20 protein-coding genes and 2 pseudogenes are annotated in these 21,019 nt (G+C 37.9%); 14 read left to right on the top strand and 8 right to left on the bottom strand.

Going from position 1 to position 21,019, the window contains the following annotated elements; all coding sequences use genetic code 11:
* Positions 1-132 precede the first annotated feature (132 nt).
* Complete coding sequence (locus tag ACZ8ZH_RS18515; RefSeq protein ID WP_042892477.1) at positions 133-594, bottom strand: H-NS family nucleoid-associated regulatory protein; 462 nt, start codon at positions 592-594, stop codon at positions 133-135.
* A gap of 111 nt (positions 595-705) precedes the next feature.
* Positions 706-1,224: a DUF2726 domain-containing protein gene (locus ACZ8ZH_RS18510; RefSeq protein ID WP_146878958.1), complete on the bottom strand. Its 519-nt coding sequence runs from the start codon at positions 1,222-1,224 to the stop codon at positions 706-708.
* A 218-nt stretch (positions 1,225-1,442) separates the two neighbouring features.
* On the opposite strand from ACZ8ZH_RS18510, the gene ACZ8ZH_RS18505 reads away from it, so the two are divergent.
* From ACZ8ZH_RS18505 to ACZ8ZH_RS18495, 3 genes are all read left to right on the top strand, one after another.
* Entirely contained in the window at positions 1,443-2,132 is a 690-nt protein-coding gene (locus ACZ8ZH_RS18505) for a hypothetical protein (protein WP_044103340.1), read from the top strand.
* Between the two features lie 413 nt (positions 2,133-2,545).
* Positions 2,546-2,896, top strand: a complete 351-nt coding sequence (locus ACZ8ZH_RS18500; protein ID WP_214288671.1) for a hypothetical protein — start codon at positions 2,546-2,548, stop codon at positions 2,894-2,896.
* Between the two features lie 2 nt (positions 2,897-2,898).
* Positions 2,899-3,735 carry a nuclease-related domain-containing protein gene (locus ACZ8ZH_RS18495; RefSeq protein WP_146878956.1) on the top strand — a complete coding sequence of 279 codons (837 nt, stop codon included), beginning with the start codon at positions 2,899-2,901 and terminating at the stop codon, positions 3,733-3,735.
* A gap of 112 nt (positions 3,736-3,847) precedes the next feature.
* Here the strand turns inward: ACZ8ZH_RS18495 and ACZ8ZH_RS18490 are convergent, their stop codons facing one another.
* Positions 3,848-4,885 (bottom strand): hypothetical protein, encoded by a 1,038-nt coding sequence (locus ACZ8ZH_RS18490; RefSeq protein ID WP_106439096.1) that lies wholly within the window; start codon positions 4,883-4,885, stop codon positions 3,848-3,850.
* A gap of 111 nt (positions 4,886-4,996) precedes the next feature.
* Between ACZ8ZH_RS18490 and ACZ8ZH_RS18485 the strand changes: the two genes are divergently transcribed.
* From ACZ8ZH_RS18485 to ACZ8ZH_RS18450, 8 genes are all read left to right on the top strand, one after another.
* Positions 4,997-6,913, top strand: coding sequence for a hypothetical protein (locus ACZ8ZH_RS18485; RefSeq protein ID WP_228286914.1), 1,917 nt, complete (start codon positions 4,997-4,999; stop codon positions 6,911-6,913).
* Between the two features lie 119 nt (positions 6,914-7,032).
* Positions 7,033-7,878 (top strand): hypothetical protein, encoded by an 846-nt coding sequence (locus ACZ8ZH_RS18480; RefSeq protein ID WP_121532429.1) that lies wholly within the window; start codon positions 7,033-7,035, stop codon positions 7,876-7,878.
* Between the two features lie 227 nt (positions 7,879-8,105).
* Positions 8,106-9,371 carry a CmlA/FloR family chloramphenicol efflux MFS transporter gene (gene cml, locus ACZ8ZH_RS18475; RefSeq protein WP_020753574.1) on the top strand — a complete coding sequence of 422 codons (1,266 nt, stop codon included), beginning with the start codon at positions 8,106-8,108 and terminating at the stop codon, positions 9,369-9,371.
* On the top strand, positions 9,364-10,569 hold the full coding sequence (locus ACZ8ZH_RS18470) for an ISL3 family transposase (RefSeq protein ID WP_020753573.1): 1,206 nt from the start codon (positions 9,364-9,366) through the stop codon (positions 10,567-10,569). Before cml ends, ACZ8ZH_RS18470 begins: the two co-directional genes overlap by 8 nt.
* 91 nt (positions 10,570-10,660) lie before the next feature.
* Positions 10,661-11,233: a hypothetical protein gene (locus ACZ8ZH_RS18465; protein WP_046127922.1), complete on the top strand. Its 573-nt coding sequence runs from the start codon at positions 10,661-10,663 to the stop codon at positions 11,231-11,233.
* Between the two features lie 8 nt (positions 11,234-11,241).
* On the top strand, positions 11,242-12,192 hold the full coding sequence (locus tag ACZ8ZH_RS18460; RefSeq protein ID WP_274569944.1) for a tyrosine-type recombinase/integrase: 951 nt from the start codon (positions 11,242-11,244) through the stop codon (positions 12,190-12,192).
* A gap of 75 nt (positions 12,193-12,267) precedes the next feature.
* On the top strand, positions 12,268-12,645 hold the full coding sequence (locus ACZ8ZH_RS18455) for a helix-turn-helix domain-containing protein (RefSeq protein ID WP_005006227.1): 378 nt from the start codon (positions 12,268-12,270) through the stop codon (positions 12,643-12,645).
* A gap of 20 nt (positions 12,646-12,665) precedes the next feature.
* The gene (locus tag ACZ8ZH_RS18450) at positions 12,666-13,328 is read left to right on the top strand and encodes a hypothetical protein (RefSeq protein WP_227553516.1); all 663 of its coding nucleotides are present in this window, start codon (positions 12,666-12,668) and stop codon (positions 13,326-13,328) included.
* Between the two features lie 274 nt (positions 13,329-13,602).
* On the opposite strand, the gene ACZ8ZH_RS18445 is transcribed toward ACZ8ZH_RS18450, so the two are convergent.
* A protein-coding gene (locus tag ACZ8ZH_RS18445; protein ID WP_249891046.1) for an IS3 family transposase occupies positions 13,603-14,735 on the bottom strand; the annotation gives its coding sequence in 2 pieces (ribosomal slippage) (positions 13,603-14,483 and positions 14,483-14,735; 1,134 coding nt in all).
* 572 nt (positions 14,736-15,307) lie between these two features.
* On the opposite strand from ACZ8ZH_RS18445, the gene ACZ8ZH_RS18440 reads away from it, so the two are divergent.
* Complete coding sequence (locus ACZ8ZH_RS18440; RefSeq protein WP_005006266.1) at positions 15,308-15,841, top strand: hypothetical protein; 534 nt, start codon at positions 15,308-15,310, stop codon at positions 15,839-15,841.
* A gap of 38 nt (positions 15,842-15,879) precedes the next feature.
* Here the strand turns inward: ACZ8ZH_RS18440 and ACZ8ZH_RS18435 are convergent, their stop codons facing one another.
* Positions 15,880-16,521, bottom strand: a complete 642-nt coding sequence (locus ACZ8ZH_RS18435; protein WP_005028445.1) for an N-acetylmuramoyl-L-alanine amidase family protein — start codon at positions 16,519-16,521, stop codon at positions 15,880-15,882.
* Between the two features lie 158 nt (positions 16,522-16,679).
* On the opposite strand from ACZ8ZH_RS18435, the gene ACZ8ZH_RS18430 reads away from it, so the two are divergent.
* Both ACZ8ZH_RS18430 and ACZ8ZH_RS18425 read left to right on the top strand, forming a co-directional pair.
* Complete coding sequence (locus ACZ8ZH_RS18430) at positions 16,680-17,432, top strand: hypothetical protein (protein ID WP_005006271.1); 753 nt, start codon at positions 16,680-16,682, stop codon at positions 17,430-17,432.
* A 275-nt stretch (positions 17,433-17,707) separates the two neighbouring features.
* A pseudogene (locus ACZ8ZH_RS18425) lies at positions 17,708-18,694 on the top strand (site-specific integrase); the annotation flags it as partial.
* On the opposite strand, the gene ACZ8ZH_RS18420 reads toward ACZ8ZH_RS18425, so the two are convergent.
* The 3 genes and pseudogenes from ACZ8ZH_RS18420 to ACZ8ZH_RS18410 form a co-directional block, all read right to left on the bottom strand.
* Positions 18,657-19,133 (bottom strand): AraC family ligand binding domain-containing protein, encoded by a 477-nt coding sequence (locus ACZ8ZH_RS18420; protein ID WP_074163966.1) that lies wholly within the window; start codon positions 19,131-19,133, stop codon positions 18,657-18,659. The pseudogene ACZ8ZH_RS18425 and the gene ACZ8ZH_RS18420 sit on opposite strands and share 38 nt — an antisense overlap.
* 173 nt (positions 19,134-19,306) lie before the next feature.
* Positions 19,307-20,013, bottom strand: a pseudogene (locus ACZ8ZH_RS18415) (IS1 family transposase).
* A gap of 90 nt (positions 20,014-20,103) precedes the next feature.
* Positions 20,104-20,946 (bottom strand): carbapenem-hydrolyzing class D beta-lactamase OXA-58, encoded by an 843-nt coding sequence (locus ACZ8ZH_RS18410; RefSeq protein ID WP_002002480.1) that lies wholly within the window; start codon positions 20,944-20,946, stop codon positions 20,104-20,106.
* Between the last annotated feature and the right edge of the window lie 73 nt (positions 20,947-21,019).

The raw sequence follows: 21,019 nt of genomic DNA, 5'->3' as shown, positions 1-21,019 counted from the left end.
CGGTTTAAGTATATACCAATTGCAAATTTTCTTGTTATGGGCTGAAAGCTAATAGACTAGGGTATCGCTTAAGGACACTATATAGTGGCAAAAAAAAACCACCTTTTACGGTGGTTTCACTAGTTTTAAAGATTAAATCTCTTTAAGGTCTAGATTTTGTTCGCAATAACTACGTACTGCTTCTTTATCTGTAGGATCAAAACCCTTTTCAGTCATTTCTTCACGTAACCATTTGATTACTTGACCGCGACCAGCCCAACGTAAGCTGTTGTTCTCACGGTGAACCCATTCATGCGTAAGCTTACGTTTTTGACGTCTTACAGGCTCAACTTTTGTGGTTTCAATGTGGTTGTTTTTTAGATATTCGCTAAGTGTATGGATGTCCACAACACCATCGGCAGTAATTTTTTCTGAAATGATTGCATTAATGGCACTAACAGCATCGTGAAAAGCTTGGTTTTCTTTAACGACTAGTTGTTGTTGAAGCTCTTCAATATAAGTCTGAAGTTCAACAGGTGACATTTGAGCAACATTTTCTGGTTTTGATACATTTAACATGTCATTAGTTCCAGTATTGCGAGTTAAGTTGTTCATGATTAAACCTTTAGAAATATATTTGAAAATTAATTCAAAATATCTCTTACGACAAAACCATTTTTACACATTTACATTATTAAAATCAATTACAGTTAATCGTATTTATACCTAAATATACCTTGAAATGGTTTTTCTTATAACTTTTATGTCGGGAATTTCCTTAAACCTAATGACAGGAATGCCAGCACTCTTCAAAAGCAGGTCACGCCTTTTATCTTTATCCTGGGTATATTTATGATAATGCCCATCAAGCTCAATAGATAATATAGGATTGTAGTCTTCATCAACAATCAAATAGTCCACGTAAAGCCTAGAAAACTGATTTCGGGTACTTATGTTTTGCGTGGTCATAAAAGCACTCATGCTTACTTGCACCAAAATGTTGCGTGATGGAATGACCTGTTCTAGTGCATCAAGCATTATAATCTCGTCTTTTGTAAGGACTTTTTTAGATACAAGCTCCTGATTCTTTTGAGGCTTACGATAGCCTTTTTTTGAATTCTTTTTGGCTTTAGTTTTAGGTTTGCGAAATACGCCACATAAAGCAAAAACGAACTTATACACTATATAAAACAATAATGAATAAATTATGAACTTTAATAAAAAGGAATTTAAAATCGTTTCCATAAACCTAATACACAACAAATTTTAAAGGGTGCTTAAACTTCTTAAACATATTAGATAGTTTTAACGGTGATTGATACGAATTAACTAAAAATGTTTAAGGACTATTAGTGATGCAATGTTAAAAATAGTATAATCTTGTAAAGACAGCTTAGAAGCAGTTTTAAGAGTAAAACTGGTTCTCACAAATAACACCGACTATTTCACTGGAAAAGTTTAAAATGGTATTTAATAAACGTACTTTAGCTTTACTGATTGGTACAATCTCGCTTTCAGCACACCTCTATGCCAACAACACAACCGTTAAAGTCTCACAAACTCCAATTGTATCATCTTCACCAATTCCCTTAATTAAAGCGAATGCAATTGAACAATACTATATCAATGTTAAACATCGCTTTAATGGTGCGGAATTTGAACAACCGCCTCGTAAAATTAAGAGCATTAAACTTAACTTGAATGTTATTAATAACGGGGAAGTGGTTTTAACGGCGCACGAAGCTGATAAATCCAAGCTGGAAAACTATTTACAGCAAAACCCTAAAAACTCGGAACTATTGGCCAGTTACGTTGCTCGTATGATCAATTACAACCACGGCTATACGGTTCCTGAAAACAAGGGGAAATACAGCAAGTATGCAAGTACGACTGTATATGAAGCTCTTCTTGATGAATTGAACTATAACTTCGCAACTACGCCAGTAGTATCAGTAGATAGCTATGCAAGCCAACAACAGCTTGAATCTGTTTATCTATACATCCTTTCTCGTTTAGATCCACAAGAAAAAGCGGTGTTTTGGCAATTTGTGAACACATACAAAGTAGGGGATAAGATTGAGATCCCTGAAGGTACTGTAATAGCAGATGTCTTGAACACTTATAAAATCCAATTGAATTTTAAAGCGCCTTAATCACTAAACAGGTAAGGAATATTTACGAACAAATTATATTATTTTTTAAAGTTATTTTTTACCTGTTCCTATATGTATTCGCCTTTTTATGTTTCCTCATGGTATTGGGTGTTTATATTAAGCTGGTGATGTATGTTGCAGCACTATTTGGCGTCAATACAGCTTCTATGGGTGTTTTATTCATTATTTTGGGGGGCCATTACAGCATCAGCAATAGTTGGATCATGAAATTGCTCAAACCATAAATTTCGGAAATTGACTTTTAATCAACCAATATATTGCTCGAAAATTAGAAGCAATGGGTTGATGTGATTATTTCGCATTTGTTATTAGAAATTAATTGAAAGCAGTATTTTTTAAACTTTAGGTGGAATGAAAAGGTGATTTTTTCAAGTATATTCACTGGTCTTTTTATGACAGTGGGTTTCACAGCGTTAATTTATAACTACGTGTTGATGGGTGGTAATTCTGGTTTGTTCTTTTTGGTTTGGGGTGGTAGTTTCTCTCTAGCAGGATTGTATTTCCATTACCACGGAACAATTGGGCAAATTGGGTGGCAGAGACAGCGCTTTGTTCGTAACACGCAAACACTTGAATGGTATAAGAATGAATACCCTCAATGTGTTGTGACTACAAATATCGTGAAATGTTGTTTTTGCGAAAGTACATCAATTCGCAGATATGCCTTAAAAAACAATACTTACAAAATTCGCAACTCTTGTGCTAAATGCGGTGAAGTTTTGTTTTATACGGATGAGGATTAATAATGACTATTCATGCGTATTATGGTGATGTTAGCCACCTGAAAAATGAACAAAAAATGTTTGAAGACTTATTAACCCAATTGAAGCTTCATTGGGGTAATAGTGAAGATTGGATTTATTTGTTCTATAACACAATGTGGTCAGGTCAGGAAATTGATGTTATTGCTTTCACCAAGGAAGCAATCGTTGTTATTGACCTAAAAAACTATTCAGGCAATCTGGTTGGGTCGGAAAATGGGGAATGGCAGATTAATGGTGAGCTTGAGGTTCAGGGTGGCTCTCAGATTAATCCATTTGTTCAGATTCGGAAGAACAGATTTGCTGTTTTAGAGTGGTTCAAAAGTGCTGAATTGTTTACCGACCAAAACTTAGGTTTTATTAGCGGTTGTATCATCCTGAATGAGTTATCTAGTACGCAAATGGATTTGTCTCATTCGGTAAGAAAGTGGTTTTATGTTACCGATATTGCTAATTCAGTGGATACTTTGTCTAGACTCCATACCAAGGGGATTAGTCTTGCTAGTGATGATATTCTATACCTAGTAAACAAGTTAAAGCTTAAAGAATATTCTTGGAATCAGGGTGCTGCTCCTAGAGTGCGTAATCTTATTCAGTCAGATGATCGTGATACTCAAAGTGATAATAGTCGTGATCAAAGTTTCGCTCCGATCAAATACACATTACATGATCAAATGGAAAAGAAATTCAAAGGTGTTTTAGCACCGTACCTATTTTTCTATGGAACGGTCATCATCTGTTTAGCTTTTGCTTTTCATATTGCAAATGGTATGAAAGTTGGAGGGATTTTTTACTTATTTGGTTTGTTCTTTGGTCGCTAAAAATATCATCTAGATAGATGTTATTCAGGTTGGGATTCCGTAATTATTAAACCTTTTTCTTTTTGCATTAAAAAAGCCTACATTGTAGGCTTTTAGCTTTCTTAGATCTGTATTACTGAATTAAGTCGTCAACGGCTTCACCAAGGTAGGTTGGATCGTATTGCTTATACAAATAGTTTTCCAGAATTGGTAAATCTGGTGCTAAAACCATTCGCGTAATTTTAGGACGATCTTCTTCAAGGTTAAGCTTCACATGTACGGCGAAGAAATCAATGTTGTTCGTGATGAAGTCATATTCTTTACGACCAGCACTTTTGAGTTGATCAACCATACGCGAAAAGTAGTGGTTATTCGTAATAGAGCAATTCAAGAACTCTAACGCATCTTTTTCAGTAACATTAATTTCAATAATGTTATTAAGGAAGGCCAGCTCTGGTTTAATTAAGTTGCCGTTACGGTCTGCAGTTAGACATTTTGTAGAAAAGGTACCAATACCAGCCATACGACCATCATATTTCACAAAACCGTGCTCTTCAGATGCAACTAAGTTTGACGCATGAACGTATAGAGTAGGGTGGTGCTTTGTATTCCACTCTAAATCAATAACGTCAGTTTCATTTTCTGCATAGTGAGATTGTAAAAGAGATCTATTGAGGTTGGTATAGAGGACTTGATCAAGCTCTAATACTTTACGGCGATATAGCTCAGCGAAGGCAATACCGTACTGAGACAAGATATTACATGTAGTATTGAAGCTATTGCAGTAAATCGCACGGTTATCGTTACCGCCGTCACGATCCTCACTGACTACAATTACATGGTTCCCTAAAACACCATTGATTTTATAAACCACAATTGAGCCTAATGCGAAGTTTTGGGTAAGTAGTTCTTCACCCTCAAATCGTACTGCCGTGCAGTTTTTAATATTTTCTGCGCTTAAAGGATAATTACCCGGTGTGATGGACCACAATGTTGATACTGGTACAAATAGAGGCTCAATAGCACTACTTAAGTCAACTCGACCAATCGTGATGATGCTTGTGCCGTTAAAACTATCGCCCTTGTGTTCTGCAACGGCTGATGTTCCGATCGTACCTGGTATTTGTGCGTTCTCTGAAGCGCTATTATTTGGTACAACTGATTCTGTCATGAAACAACTCACTAAAAGTTTTATCTTTGTTTAAAAATACCACATGATAAATAGTATTAAAACTTATACTAGTATTATAAGATGATCTTTAAGATTCATAAAGGTATATTTATGCTAAACCATAAAACCCAAGTTTGTTTTTTTAATAACCTGATTGGACGTTTTTATAAAAATCATTTGATCCTAGTTGTTAAAACTTTAAACCTAGATTTTATTTTAGATGTTATTGAATTCCCGACATCAATTGAAGGTTTCAAAAAAGCACCTAAAGTATCAAAAATTAAAATACCTTTTACGCAACTTGCTCAGGATCTTCAGCCACAAAATTACCTAGATTTAGTCCAATCTGATGCCAAAAATCTGTATCTGCAGATTGGGCAAGAAAGACGTTATATTCACGGCGAACAAACTAATTTTTCATATGCTACATCGGTGTTTCAGCAGATCGGTGATGATGAAGTGCTCCAGCTTGAGGCTTTGAACTATGCACTGAAGCTCCAAAGCATTACTAATGGTATTCAGCAGCATACAACAGCGATTGAGACATATATCGAGCTAAAGCCTTTACGATATGCGTTTAGCTTAGATACGTTCATAAGTGAAACTGCAGATCTAGATCAACCTTTCGATACTCGTGAAGCGCTTTCTGGCCATATCGTTAACCATTGGGAAAAATGGGTTAAAGCAAACAATATCACCAGTGAAAGTTCTTATGATGCGGTGCTATTAAATGCCGATAAATTAATACTGATTCGAGTCGGTATTCACTCATTCTCAGTGAAGATTACAGACCTTGAAGTGGCTGACGGCATTATCTATGCTTCTCTTTGTGATTTAGAGCTCTTACAGGGGCTTCTACCAACGTTCTTTGATGGTATGCCTTGCCGTATTACTGCATATGCCGATATGAACATTCAATATGCTGTATCGCAATATAAGACTTGGCTATCAAGCCAAAACCTGAAGAAGATCCAGTACGTTCGCAAACAAGGTATTGAGAAGTACTTGCGTAAAAAATTAGAAGATGAAAGTGACTTAATCGGTAACGCGCAACTTGCCAAAACCCTAATGAATACCAGCTATACAGAACAAACAGTCTCATTTTTTTCTGACGCTTGGGGATTATCGTACGCAAACCATTTTGAGAAGAAAATTCGTCATGCTTTTGATCTGGTCATACAGGCTTTGGATCATGAAGGGATCTCATTAGAGCAGCTGCAGTTCATCAATAGCCTAACAAAAGGGGCAATTGAGAATGCTATTAACGAGATGCTGAATAAGACTGGTTCGCCGTTAAACGTGGTACCAACACTCACTCAAGAATTACTGTTAATTTGTGATGAATTCAATGCCAAAAAACTCAACATATCAAGTGAGCTCTTGGATGCAATCACTCAGTTTACAGAACAATATGCAGTATCACCACTGTTGGCCATTAAGCGTGATAGCGCCGTGTATTTGCTGTATGAACCATTAGATGCCGATAATCGGTTAATTGATTATGAGTGGTTTTCTACTGCGGTATATACCAAAAATCAGTTTGTGCCTGAAGCAGATGAACAACATAAAACAAATGTAGCGGATCTTCTTAAATCGGTTGAAGTGCTGCATGTATTCAAGCCGAATATCCTGTCGTGGACCAATGGCAAGGTATTTGAAACGCCAGAAGAAAAGAAAAATGCTTTTATGTTATGTCTCACACCTGAAGCATTTGAAAATCAAATAGAATTCTTACGCACGAAGTACGCAATACCAGGATATTTTAAAAACCTGATTACATCCTTAGGTGGTTTAAATACAGTGGCCACGGAACAAGATAAATACGGTGTATTTTTGATTGAGTCGATCGCTAAAAATTCGACTGGTTTTGCATATCAAGGACAACTCTTTCCTATCGATCAAAATGCCCAAATTGACTTAGATCAATGCTCAAATTTAACGCTTAATTCTAAACTACTACCAAAAAACTACCTGACCTTTAAAAGACTAATGAGATTAAGCGATAGTTTAACGAATGGCGTTAAATAGGTTTAAGGAATATTATTATTTTTACTTTAAGTTTAAATAGTGGTTTTTTAAATGCACAAAAATAAAGTATTATAGCTTCAAACTTAAAACCCTTTTTAAAGTTATACAGAGAATACTGAATGAAACTATTAAAAACTGCGATGGTGGGTATCCTTGGTACTGTATTAGCGCATACAGCTTTCGCATTTGAGGATGAAACTACCCCAACACCGAACTTTAAGGAAGCGTATGTAGGACTTTTAACGCCATCTAAAAGCTTTAATGTTGTTGCTGGTGGTCTTACACCTGAGATTAGCGAATACAAACTGTCTGATAGCTATTTTGAAAACAATTCAAATCAGCGTTATAAAGCGACAGCTCACCTTTACCAGCAAATGAATACTCAGCAACGTGCGATGTATATATTGCTTCAACATACAGCGTACTTAAACGATATTTTCTATCCTCAACGTAATCCGCTGACCAATCTGAACGTATCTGACGAACAATTAAATGTAGAGCCGGTACTTAAAAAGCTCCAGTCATTCCGTACTGATAATGGCCTGGTTGAAAAAGTTGTAGACCGTGAAACGATGCTCCAAGCATTAAAAGCACATTATGACTATTACATGCGTGACCAGTTCACCGTGCGTTTTTATGGCAAAAACCAAAATACCTTTACTTATGGCATAGATAACTTTTCAGGTTTAAAAATTCGTTCGGTAGAAGGGAATATTCGCATTGTCGATCGCAAAACAGGTACATTGTTGGGTGATTCAATGATTAAGTTAAACCACTGGATTCCATCTAACCGTGCCAGAGAGCGCCGTACTATTGATTTACCGTCTACCATGCCTGAATGGAAAGACGTAGACATTAAAGATCTTGCAATCAAATTCCAACCAACTGCAATCACAACCATGCAAGGTAAACGCATTGATATTAATAAGATCTATAAGTACAACACTGAAAAATTTAATTTCTAATGCATCAAGCGGTCTATCTCGACCGCTATTTTTGTTTGGTTCTTTGCACTTTAGCGTGAAGATTGTTACGATATGGACTCATCCATGAGATAACCCGCACATGAGCGCTACCAAGAAAGCAGACAAGTAAGCCGCAGCAACCTTCGTTTTCGGTTGTTGCGGCGTTCTCAAGAACCTAGTTGCTCTGCAAGAGCGCCGCCAAATTCTTAACTTAAGGAGATGGCTTCGTGCGCTCAAAAGATTTTTCTTGGCGGTATTCTCTTCCCGCCACGCTATTGCTGTTATCACCATTCGATTTGCTGGCGTCACTGGGCATGGATATGTACCTGCCCGTGGTGCCTTTCATGGCGGATGCACTTGGGTCCGGTGCAGGGACGATCCAGCTGACGTTGACGGCATACCTGGTTTTGCTTGGAGCCGGACAGCTTCTCTTCGGCCCACTGTCGGATCGGCTGGGTCGCCGCCCCGTTTTACTTGGTGGCGGGATTGCCTATATTGCGGCTTCATTCGGCCTCACCGTAGTTTCATCGCCAGAACTTTTTCTGAGCTTCCGCGTTCTTCAGGCCTGCGGCGCTTCGGCATGTCTCGTTTCCACTTTCGCGACGGTACGCGACATCTATTCGGGCCGTGAGGAAAGCAACGTCATCTATGGCTTGCTCGGCTCTATGCTTGCGATGGTTCCTGCGATAGGCCCACTGCTAGGAGCGCTGGTCGACGCGTGGCTCGGATGGCGCGCAATCTTCGGCTTGCTAGGGATGGCAATGATAGGCGCTGTTATCGCAGCCTGGCGACTCTGGCCAGAGACTCGGCGGCACCGGACGGCAGACCTACAGTGGTCGCAGCTATTGACTCCTGTGAAACACCTGAACTTCTGGCTGTACACGCTCTGTTACAGCGCGGGGATGGGCAGCTTTTTCGTCTTTTTCTCGACCGCCCCCTGGCTAATGATGGGGAGGCAAGGGTTATCGCAACTTAGCTTCAGCTTGCTATTTGCTACAGTGGCCATCGCTATGATGGCTACAGCGCGAATCATGGGACGACTGATTCCCCGGTGGGGAAGCCTGAAGACCTTACGAGTGGGAATGGGGTGTCTGATGGCGGGAGCGCTGTTGCTCGCTGTTGGCGAGACATTGGCACCGGTCTCGGTGCTTGGCTTCATCGCCCCGATGTGGCTCGTGGGTGTTGGTATCGCCACTGCGGTATCGGTGGCACCCAATGCCGCTCTTCGAGGTTTCGATCATATCGCTGGGACCGCTACAGCAGTCTACTTCTGTTTGGGTGGACTACTGTTAGGGATTATCGGGACACTCATTATTACGCTTTTATCGACTGGTACCACCTGGCCGATCATCGCTTATTGCCTCATCCTCGCAACAGCAGTGCTTTGTCTGTCCTGCATCAATCCCAACAGACGCCATCTCAGCCAAGAAGAACATGATGCCTTGGCGCTACAAGGCACCGATAGCGCGCAATCGGTCCATGATCATGACTAGCGCTGATGTTTGGAGCCTGTTCTGGAAGGGCTTTTCGCCAGCGTCTCATGGGCTTCTAGATGAACAGACTTTGCTGATCCGTCTTACACACGACGAGGAGCATACGCCAATTTGTAGCCGATGCGATTGCCCTTGTTTCCTGGTACATGACATCAATTGGCGCCGAGTTCGCGAGTCACCAATTATGCAGTATCGCGTCGAGTTGGATGTACCTGTGCGGCGGCTGCGTTGTCCACAATGCGGTCCAACCAGAGAGCGGATCGATTGGCTACCACCGCGCTCCCGTATTACGCAATCATTGCGCAACTGGATTGAGAAATTAGTACAGATGCTGCCCGTCAGTCATGTTGCCAATCTTTTGGGCTTGCATTGGCATACAGTCAAGACTATTGACATGGAGCGGCTCAAACGTGATTTGCACGAGCCAGATCGAAGTCGATTGCGCCGCCTGATGATGGACGAATTCGCCTTGCACAAGGGTCATCGCTACGCCACGGTGGTCGCCTGTGCCGACACCCAGCAAGTGGTGTGGATTGGCGAGGGCCGCTCGCGTGAGGCGATCCGGCCGTTCTTCGAGTGGTTAGGCGATGCCCGGAACCAGATCGAGGCAGTGGCCATGGACATGAACTCAGCCTTCGATCTTGAAGTGAAGGCCCAGTGCCCCAACGCGGTGGTGGTCTACGACCTGTTCCATGTGGTGGCTAAGTATGGCCGCGAAGTGATGGATAGAGTGCGAGTTGATCAGGCCAATCAACTGCGAGATGACAAGGTCGCCCGCAAGGTGATCAAAAGCAGCCGTTGGATACTGTTACGCAATGCTGACAACCTTGAGCCCGAGCAGGCGGTCAAGCTGGACGAACTCCTGGCCGCCAATGCGTTCTTGACTACGGTGTACGTGCTCAAGGACCAACTTAAGACGCTATGGTTTGCGGAAAGCGAGACGACGGCCAGAAGCGCCTGGCGGGAATGGGCCGGCATGGCCCTCGGTAGCGGAATTGATGCTTTGGTACGATTTGCCAAGAAGCTGGAGCCATATATGGAGGGTATCGTTTCCAGTGCCCTCCACCGGCTGAACACCAGCGTGCTGGAGGGCATGAACAACCGGATCAAAGTCATTAAGCGGATGGCCTATGGATACCGCGACACGGACTACTTCTTCCTCAAGATCCGTGCTGCATTTCCCGGCAAAGTGCGATGAACTTTTTTTTTTGCTTCTGTACAATTATTAACCGTAGCCTAAGCAAAAGTTATAAGTTGCTTTTCCCACTAATCAAATTAAGGTTAAAACTATGAAAAAAGCTCTCCTATCAATTGCCACTGTAATCATGGTCGGGGGATGCTCAGAAGTGCCGAATGATATGTCGCATATCGATGTTTTTTCTTCCGATCGCTACCTATCAACTGCACATCAATTTAATAAGCTTGTTGATGATACGTTTAAGTATCCTTATTCAAAAATACCGTTTTTTCTAGTGACGAAAGGGTGGAGTGTTAGTGGTCCAAAAGAGCCAGTATCGCAAATTGTATATAGTTGCTTAACTTCTAATGAGGTGGAATTGGTGACAAAAATCAAGCCATTCATGCCCGAAGTGACCTACATCAAAACACCTGAAAACCAGGTGAAAAATTGCATCATTAAACATTCAAATGACTCAATTAATGCTGATGCGCTGAATGACCTTAAAGCGTTCCCTTTATTCCAAAAATATGCAGACAATCCATTTTTACGTAAGACCGTGGATGCTGCGAAAGCAGATGGCAAAATCTCAGTAAAAGAATATATGGATATTGTGCAGATTGTCATAAAATTAAGTGGAGCTGACAAACAGGTTCAGCTAGAGAAAACTATTCAAGAGCTTTAGGTATTCATATGTCGGAAAATCTATCCATGCATAGCATGTCGAATGAGGAATTGATTCAAGAATGGCTTGATAGCCTGAAGCTTGAAAATAAGTCCGACATGACGATTAATGAATACAAAAAGAGCTTACTTTTGATGTTAGAAATGCCTTTTTTTAAAGGTAAACATCTATTGGAACTAGACCGCGATTACATCACATCATTTCGGTTGCATCGAATCGATGTTGATATTGTTTCTGCAAGAACACTCAACAAAAATTTATCAGCTTTAAAAAACTTCCTGAACTATTGTCTGCGTAAGGAATATATACCTGAAAACTTCTTTTCTGACATTCGGGTTAAGTTCAAAAATCAAAGCTTACCGCGCCCGATCGCCGTGAATACGTTGAATGAGATACTTGATAACAAGACGCCATTAAATCCGAAATACAATAATCAAAAGTTAAGAGATCTAGCAGCTGCAGAAATTGCTTATTCTGGCGGTTTACGTATCTCTGAATTACATGCCATCAAACTAAGTGATATCAACCTCAGTGCTATGCAACTAAAGGTATTGGGTAAAGGAAATAATGAACGGATTGTTTTTTTAGGAAAAAAATCACTAGAGGCTATTTCTACTTGGCTTTTAGTTCGTAATCGTTGGATTTCAAAAGCTGGAGTAGAAGACTGCGGATATTTATTCATTGCACCATCTGGCAAACATATTGCGAAAAACCATTTAGGTGCATGCATTACAGCTCTGTTAAAGGCGCATGGTTCTGGACATATTGGTAGTACTCATGCTTTGAGACATAGTTTTGCATCGCACTTGTATAACAAAACAAAAAATATTCGCGCCGTTCAGGAAATGCTAGGTCATAAATCACTATCTTCGACACAAGTATATATTCTTGTAGATCACGAAACGTTGATTAGTTCTTATAAAGATGCACATCCACGCGCTAGAGCGAACCAAGATTAATAATTTATTCGCTTCTTGTACTTCTAAAGATATATCGTAAACGATCGAAATAATTAACTTTTGATGGTGCCCGTAATGGCTAAGACTTTTGAACAAGTAAAAAAAGAATTTTTCAATACAAGGGTCATCACAAACAATCGACTACCTAAGCGTGGTGAAAGCCACAAAATTGCTGTGAAACTTGGTTTAATAGACCAAAAACAATCAACATATGTTAAAAAACAGAAACTTTCATATGTTGGCTTATCTGTAATTGAGTGTTTTGAAGAAGCTGGTTTAGATGATGTCTATATCAATGAAAAAATTGAAGAGTTTTCAGAGCTAAAAAACTATACTTCATTACATAAGGCATTAAGAATACTTGATGACGGCCACATGGCCCGTTTAGCAAAAAAATTAGAGGTTTCAGTCGATATGCTCAATGCGACATTGGCTGTGCTGAATAAAATATAAAAAACGGATTGAACCAACCCATGAATGCAAATGAGCTTTATGAAAAGTTACAGCAAATTGGTAAGCCACTGGTCCACGTAGAAAGCCTCGTATCTACAATGCAGTTGGAAATCCCTGTTGAAGAGATTGAAAAACACATTGAACTTTTCGGGGTTAATTTTTTACTGGTAGAAGTTGTTCGATATACCTTTGACGGTTTTCTATCTCCAGAGTACCAACACTATATAGACGAATTCATTGCAGAAAATGAACTGGATGAAGATGTCATTTTGAATATCAGAAATAAAACATCATCAGATATAGGCCTGGTTAATGTTGGCTTTAATCTAAATGGTTGCATCCTTGGCTTAACCCATACGGATGAATGGATGGAACATTTATTCCACTTGGTTAAGTTCATTACTGACAGTGAAAAACGCGAGAAAAGTAGGAACTTTTTGTCTGAACAAGACAAAATCAAGGAACAAAAAGTTTTAGAAAAACAAGCCAAAGAAAAAGAAAGGGAAGTGATGATTCAACAGGTAGAGGATCTCACCAATACCGATGATTTTAAATTATGCAAAACGAAGGGTGAAATATTGTTGTTTTGGGAAAAGAACATTCCTGACCTATACAAAACTCTATCCAGAACTTTTATGGAAACAATGTCTAAGAAATATATCTCTATATTGCGTGGCTCATGAAGTGATACGATATGAGGAAGAACAACGAGTAGTGCATAAATCAGTGTTCTTGAACAACGCAAACAACAATAAATATTAGTACTCAGCATTCACCAAAGTTTTGTATTGAGAATATTTCGTCAAATTTACTGTGTCACGTACTTGGCCATATTGAATACTGCCTAGATCTGAGTAGGTAAGGTTTTTCTTTTGAGATACTGCAACCAATAATTCAGAGGTGGTCCCACATGTTTGAACAACTAAAAGCTTATTTATAAGTGATACTCTGCTCTAGTTAAGCTACCTTATTTTGTTGTGGTAGCTGGTCATAGTAAAACTCATCTGGAGTCATTTTGTCCAGACTCGAATGAGGTCGTTTCAAATTATAAAATTCAAAATATGCGTTTAATTGCTTCTTCGCATCCAAAACATTGCTGTAGGCTTTGAGATACACCTCTTCATATTTAACGCTCCGCCATAATCGTTCAACCATCACATTATCAACCCATCGACCTTTACCATCCATACTGATTTGAATGCCATTTGATTTCAATACATCAATAAATGCATCACTGGTAAACTGACTGCCTTGGTCTGTATTAAATATTTCAGGTCGACCATATTTTTCAATAGCTTCATTTAATGTTTCTATGCAAAATATAACCTCCATACTAATCGATACTCTATGCGCAAGTACCTTGCGGCTATGCCAATCAATCACAGCACATAAATAAACAAAGCCTTTTGCCATAGGGATATACGTTATATCCGTAGACCACACTTGATTACTGCGCTGAATAGCCAATCCTTTGAGCAGATATGGATATTTGCGGTGAGCTTGATTAGCCTGGCTTAAATTTGGTTTGCAATATAACGCATTAATGCCCATTTTCTTCATTAAAGTACGTGTATGACGTCGTCCTATATGATGTCCTTGACGATTCAACAAATCACGCATCATCCGGCTACCTGCAAAAGGGTATTGCATATGTAACTCATCCATACACCGCATTAGCTTCAGATCTGATGCACTCACAGGTTTTGGGCGATAGTAATAACAACCACGGGAGACTTTCAGCAGCTGAGCTTGCTTAGATACTGAAATCTGAAGTGAGTCATCGATTAACTTTTGTGGTTGAAGCGGCCCAGTTTCTTCAACACACCTTCTAAAAAATCAATTTCTAATGCCTGCTCACCGATTTTTGCATGTAGTTTTTTTAGATCGATGGGTGGTTCTGTTGGAGCTTTTGATTGATCGAAAGCTTGCGAGGAAGCTGAAATCAGTTGATTTTTCCAGTCGATAATTTGGTTTTGATGAACATCAAATTCAGCACTCAATTCAGCAAGTGTTTTTTCTGCTTTAATCGCAGCAAGTGCTACCTTAGCTTTAAAATCATTTGAATGATTTCTTCTTGGTCTACGTGCCATAAAATACTCCATATATTGATGTTTATAACATCATTTGGGGAGCAAAATATCACTTATAAGTGTTGTTCAAATTTCCTGATCCACCTCTATTCATAGTTATTTCTTTGATTGAGTTCAATTGCTGAAGCGATATTTTTGTCTTGGCTCACTTGAGAAATAATGCTTTGGATCTCCTTTCTATCTGAAGCAGATACATCCAATGTAGTTAAATAAAATCCGATCGATAGAAATATTGTGGCGGTTAAAGTGAATAGGGATGCACCAGTAAGATAAACGGCGCGTAGAGTTCTATACTTTGTATAAACCACAACTGAAGATATGCAGATTGCCAAACATAGCGCAAGAATAACGGCATGTTGGTCTAGATAATCTGAGAAAAGCATTGTAAAGCCTGAAGCACAAAAACATGTTATATCACTTAGCTACCAAGCCATTTGTAGTATTTGAGACTTATCGTATATATGAAATATAAATAGCAAACCTTTGGTATATACTGAATCGGTTTAAAGTGCTGAAACAATAGGCTTTAGAAATAAAATACTAGTCAAAATGTGAATAATCAGGGGGTACACATGGGGCAAGCTAAGCAAAGAGGTACAGCTCAAGAACGTGCTGAAAGTGCAATTCAAAGTACGATTGATGCAACCTTGGCAAAGATTAAGACCGTACTTGATAGATACTATCAAGACATGCCGAATAACTTCTCGCAAGCTGAAAATTACTTTACTGGATATGTCGCTGCATTTGATATTAAAGATGGGATGGAACTTGAAGGTAAAGAGTCTGAATGGGCTTATGATGGTTTACCTACGCCTACCGCTTTACTCAAACTCGTTGAAACTGAGTTAAACGAAGTGATACGTGAAGATAAAGAGTTTTTGGATGACTTTGATCCTGAAATGTATATTGAAGAACTAGGCGAAAACTTGATGTTCTTCCGCTATATAGGTGCTTCTAGTTTCGATACGCCAGATGATGTTTTGCATAATATTCAAACAGTGTCATTTTGGGCGCCACACTTGGTCATGATTAATGGCGTATGGCATAACACTTATGATGCTGGTGCGGTCAATGATGATGGTGAAACGGTCGGCATAAGATTCTAATTCTAGAGGGGTGCATATTGATTACTGCAGCATGCACCTTATTGGTTTAAACATTGCTGTATCGACTGAGCAATATTTTCAGATATTTTCCAGATTACTTTCTGATTAGATAAGCGATTTGCTTCTTCAGGATTGGCAATCACGCCGATCTCAATTAAAACCGCCGGCTTTTGTGATTTCTTCAGGACCACTAGATTGTCATATTGATATACGCCATTTGAGGTCAAAAGCTTTTTGTTTTCACCTGGTATATTAATGCCATGGTAAGTAGAAGGGCTTTCACCAATTGATTTTAGGTTCTGGCCAATGAGATTGGCGCATTTCAAACTTTTTCCGTATTCTGGATTTTTCTTTGATACAAAAATTGAAAAACCTTTGAGTTGATTCTTGTACTTGGTCAGCTCAGTAGGTATTGAGTCGTGGTGCACCGAAATAAAAAGATTAGCATTAGGGTATCTGGTCGCACGTTGAACCAGTGAGACTTTATCTTCATTCACTGAAGATCTGAGCACTTGGACATGACGCGATTTAAGAAAGTATTCAATAGAATTGACCATGCTAAGGTTGTAAGTGTATTCAGGATAGCCGTTAGCTGCAGTAGATCCAGCTTGTTTTGGTGAATGGCCAACATCAAGTACTACTGAATTTTCAGCAAAGATAGATTGTGTAATGATTGACATTGCTAATATCGATATACATTTTAGCTTTAGCACAATTAAAACCCTTTAAGCTATTATTATGGTTTTAAGTATATTTAATTTAAAAAAAATTAAAAGGTTTAAAAGGTTTTGTTAAAATGGTTTTAAGATGGTTTTAAGATGGTTTTAAAGTACTTATCATGAGAGCTCTAAATACAATTTTGGATATAAAATTTATACATCGACTGTTCACTCAGTTTGTAGAACATCACCCACGACCATTGAGTGTTCACTTCCTGAAAGGCACCTATATAGATGAATTAGAGGGTTATAAGTCTAAATGGCTCGTTCGTTCTATTCAGCGTCTTATTAAAAATTGGGTCCAATTGGGGATGATAGAGGATCTAGGGCGTTCTACTTGTCGCTCATCTAAATATTATAGATTAAGTAAGTATGGTGAGCTGTTCCTTAAAATATATAGAACGAATGCTAATGTTAACTTTTATGACAATCCTAAGTTTAAGATATTAAAAAAAGATATTTCATATCGTTATTTTACCTTTACATATTTTGCAGTTTGCCAAAACAAATCCTTTAAATTGTCAGATCTGCAAAAACTTGGTGACTGCCTGAATTACCACATTCACGGACGTTCTTGGCAGCGTAATATTAATTTGTTCATTGAAGCTGGAATTATTTCATGTGAACGTCAATGTCCATCAGAAAGTTATAATTATCATGTAATCAAAGCATCCATCCATGCATTTGTGAAATCAGAACCCATTGAACGCATTGAGTTTGAAAAAAACTTGCTGAACTTAGGTATCGTGAACAATTATGAAAAATATATAGACTACAATAATTTGCTGTTTCACGTTTTGTTTAGCAAATGGATTAACAGTCCAGTTGACTTTGGATATTTTGTCGATCAAAACTTTTACGGTGCCAGCTAAGCTCACTCAAAACATCTACGGTGTAATACACCGTAAAAAGAATTGCACCTGGTACTTGCCACTAAAAAATGACAGTGAATGACATTTTGAGAGAAAAAAATTGTGGGGTAGTGCCTTTTCTACTCCTTTGAGAATTTTAATTATGACAATTCCGATACACCTAACAATAACTTCATATTTTTCTTTCTTGAACTAAGATTCAATAACTTAACTAATTTCTATTTCAATCATAAAATATGATATGTTGACCTTAAGAATAATTCATAAACTTTACTATGTTTGCTTTAAAAACAATTCATTTAGAAAAGAAAGTCTCAAACGAAAATCAAATTATTCTTTTATTTGATTTAGATTCATTCTGTCCATGTATGTACCCTATGCTGTACACCATGAAATTTCTTAGATTTCAAAGTATCTCTACGCAGCATGCAGATTTAATCGCAATAAAATTTTGGTATGAATTTTGGTTTGAAAAGTTTGCCACGTCCTTTTGTGAGTCGTTCTATTCGACATCCTATAATTTTGAGATCATTCAATGTGAAATTGATAATTTCATTGTTTACTTAGAAAATAATAAAAAACTTGAAAGTAATCTTATACGGCTAAGCAATTCAGAACATATTAATTACACAACAATTGGTCATAGAGTTAGATCCTTCTTAAAGTTTTACAACTTCTTGATTAATGAATACTTAAGCATGCAATCACAGCCACAACTTACGTTGAAGGAAATTCAAAAAATTAAAGAAAACTTGAATAAATATATGACAATAAAGAAAAAAATTATAAATAATTTTTCAAAAGCCAATAAGACAATTAAAAGTGAGATAAATCATAATTTTAAGAGCATGAATCAGGAAATGATTAAAGGATTGTATTCAGTCATTTCACCAAGTAACTCTAATAAATACAATGAATTAAATCCTTTTAGATCTAAAAATGTACAACTCAGAAACTTTCTGATCATACATCTCATGCTCAACTATGGTCTTAGAATTGGTGAGCTTATGCTACTAACAACCAACTCTATTAAAAAATCAATTCAGAATCATAGTTTTAGTTTAATTATTACAAATACAGATGATGAGTTCGATGATCGATCAAAAAAGCCAAAAATCAAAAATGAATATTCGTACCGAGTAATTAAACTGCAGGAACGAGACTACAGAATTCTTCAAATCTATATAAATGAAATCCGAAAAGAAATTCCTTCACATATCTTATTTACATCCTTAAAGCCTCCCTATTCTGCTTTAAGTTTTCTAATAAAAGATCTAAATACGTATCTTTCATCAATTGAGATTCATTGTTATTCAATATATTGTAGGTTGAAAGTATCAAATGTGAAAGTTGAGGATCAGAACGTAGGGTTGATTCGATAGCAAGTTCGATAGGCTCATTAAATATTCCTTCATAGCTTTTTTTTAACCATGCTGGATCTAAATGCATCATTTTATAAGTGAAGCCGAGAGGATCTGGTGCATTACCATCATGAACTTCTTCAGGTTCAAGCATGAAAGTTTGACCTTGATAGCTATCAATAATTTTTTTTCTACAATTGAATTGTTGATGTCCTAACTCTGTTACCCCTATAAGATAACTTGAGTGTAGATGAGGATCGTATGCAAAGCCTTTGAAGTGGGCATGAATTAGTTCTATACCTGTAGACTTATCCTGTGTGACATTGACCCAATTGCTCATATTTACTTAATTAGTCCTAATGGATTTAGCTTATCAAAAATTATCTAATGAAGAAATTCTAAAATTAACATAATACACCTTATACAAAATGCCCTTGTAAGCCCTTAATCAAGGGCATTTTTAGTCTCTACTTAACATAAAATTTTGGTGGTGCTTCAAAAAGTATGCTGCCTTTAAATGAAGCCATTATTGATGTAAAAGAAAAGAAGGCTAAATCAAAAGCTTTAAAATGGTTTTCAAGCTTTTTTGAAAAATTACAGCTTCTTCTGAAGCTACGCCTAATTCTATGCCTTATTTTGCAATTATTGCCTTCAATACCTACAGTAAAAAATTTACCAATACTTTGCTTACCATTTTTAAAAGCAGTGATGAAACTGTCCCAATGATCACTTGCAATTCGGGTGTAGTGAATATCTAATTGTTTAAGCTTTGTCTTCAATTGTTAGACTGTAGCTAAATCTCGTTTACCCCAAACATAAGCAACAATTTCACCTGTTTCTCGATGATAGGCGTAAATAAGCCATTGTTTATTCTTTTTATTTCCAACAAAATTCCAGAACTCATCTACTTCGAGAGATTCATAATGACTTTGCTGAGGCTGAATTTCATAGGTTGATTCAGTTAAAGTACGTAAAACTTTACCGATACTGATGCGCTCAACTTCAGCAATATCTCGTATACCGCTGCCTCTGACCATCAACTGTAATATTTTACGAGTAATACCTGACTTACATCCTAGATAGCTCAGTGCATGATCACCAATAAACTGACGTTTACAGTCTTTGCACTGATAGTTTTGTTTCCCATCTACTTTGATACCATTTTTCTTTATACTATCACTGAGGCAGGTTGGACATTTGATTGCTAGAGTTATTTGCATTTCTCTATTTTATCAAAATCCAATCGGCTTTTTCTTCAGCATACTTTTTGAAACACTACCAAAAATAGATTAACCTCAAACTTCTAATTCTTATAAATAATGAAAAACACCCAACTTATCTAGCACATCTAAAGACAATTGTTTACGTAGAGCAATATCATCACCAGCTTTCATTTGCATATTTAAAGCAAATGCCACCACTTGCCCATCTGCCTTTTCAACAAAACCCACATACCAACCCACTTGCGGGTCTACAGCCATTCCCCAGCCACTTTTAGCATATAGACGATTCTCCCCTCTGCGCTCTACATACAACATCTCTTTCACTTGTTGCTGAACTTCAGGTTTAAAAGGCAATTGCCCTTGGGCTAAATCATACACAAACTTTACTTCTTGTATAGGTGTAATTGTCAAAGGCCCTTTCAACCAAAATTGATCAACTTCCGTGCCTATTTGCATATTGCCATAACCAATACGTTGCAATTCACTTTGCATTAAGCTTGGACCAATACGACGTGCCAATTCTTGATATACAGGCACTGTAGATGCTTGCATGGCTTCGCCCAAAGTAAAATCTTTGTCCCATGCTTTAAAAAAACGTGGCTTTCCATCCCACTTAAATATTTCTGTAGATGTTGCTTTATGATTTTCTAAACCAATTAGTGCATTGGCAATTTTAAATGTAGATGCAGGAATATAAGCTGTTTTTGCTCGGTCTAAATGCGTGCCATATTTTTTAATATTTTGACCATCATATGTGACAAACACAGCATCAGCTGAGATTTCATTAAAAAGCGCTTGAACATTCTGATCGATGATTGAGTTATTCACTTGTGGAATTGTACTTGTTTTTGCTCGACTCATACTATGCTCAGCACAAGCCCCAATACTTATGCTTAAGCAAACTAAACTCAATATTTTTAATAATTTCATGATATACAACTTTAAAATTTGGTAGTGTTTCAAAAAGTATGCTGAAGAAAAAGCCGATTGGATTTTGATAAAA

It is taken from the genome of Acinetobacter sp. SW-226 (assembly GCF_055632855.1).
Note: the sequence above shows the minus strand (reverse complement) of the source record. Positions and strands in the feature narration are given on the sequence as shown.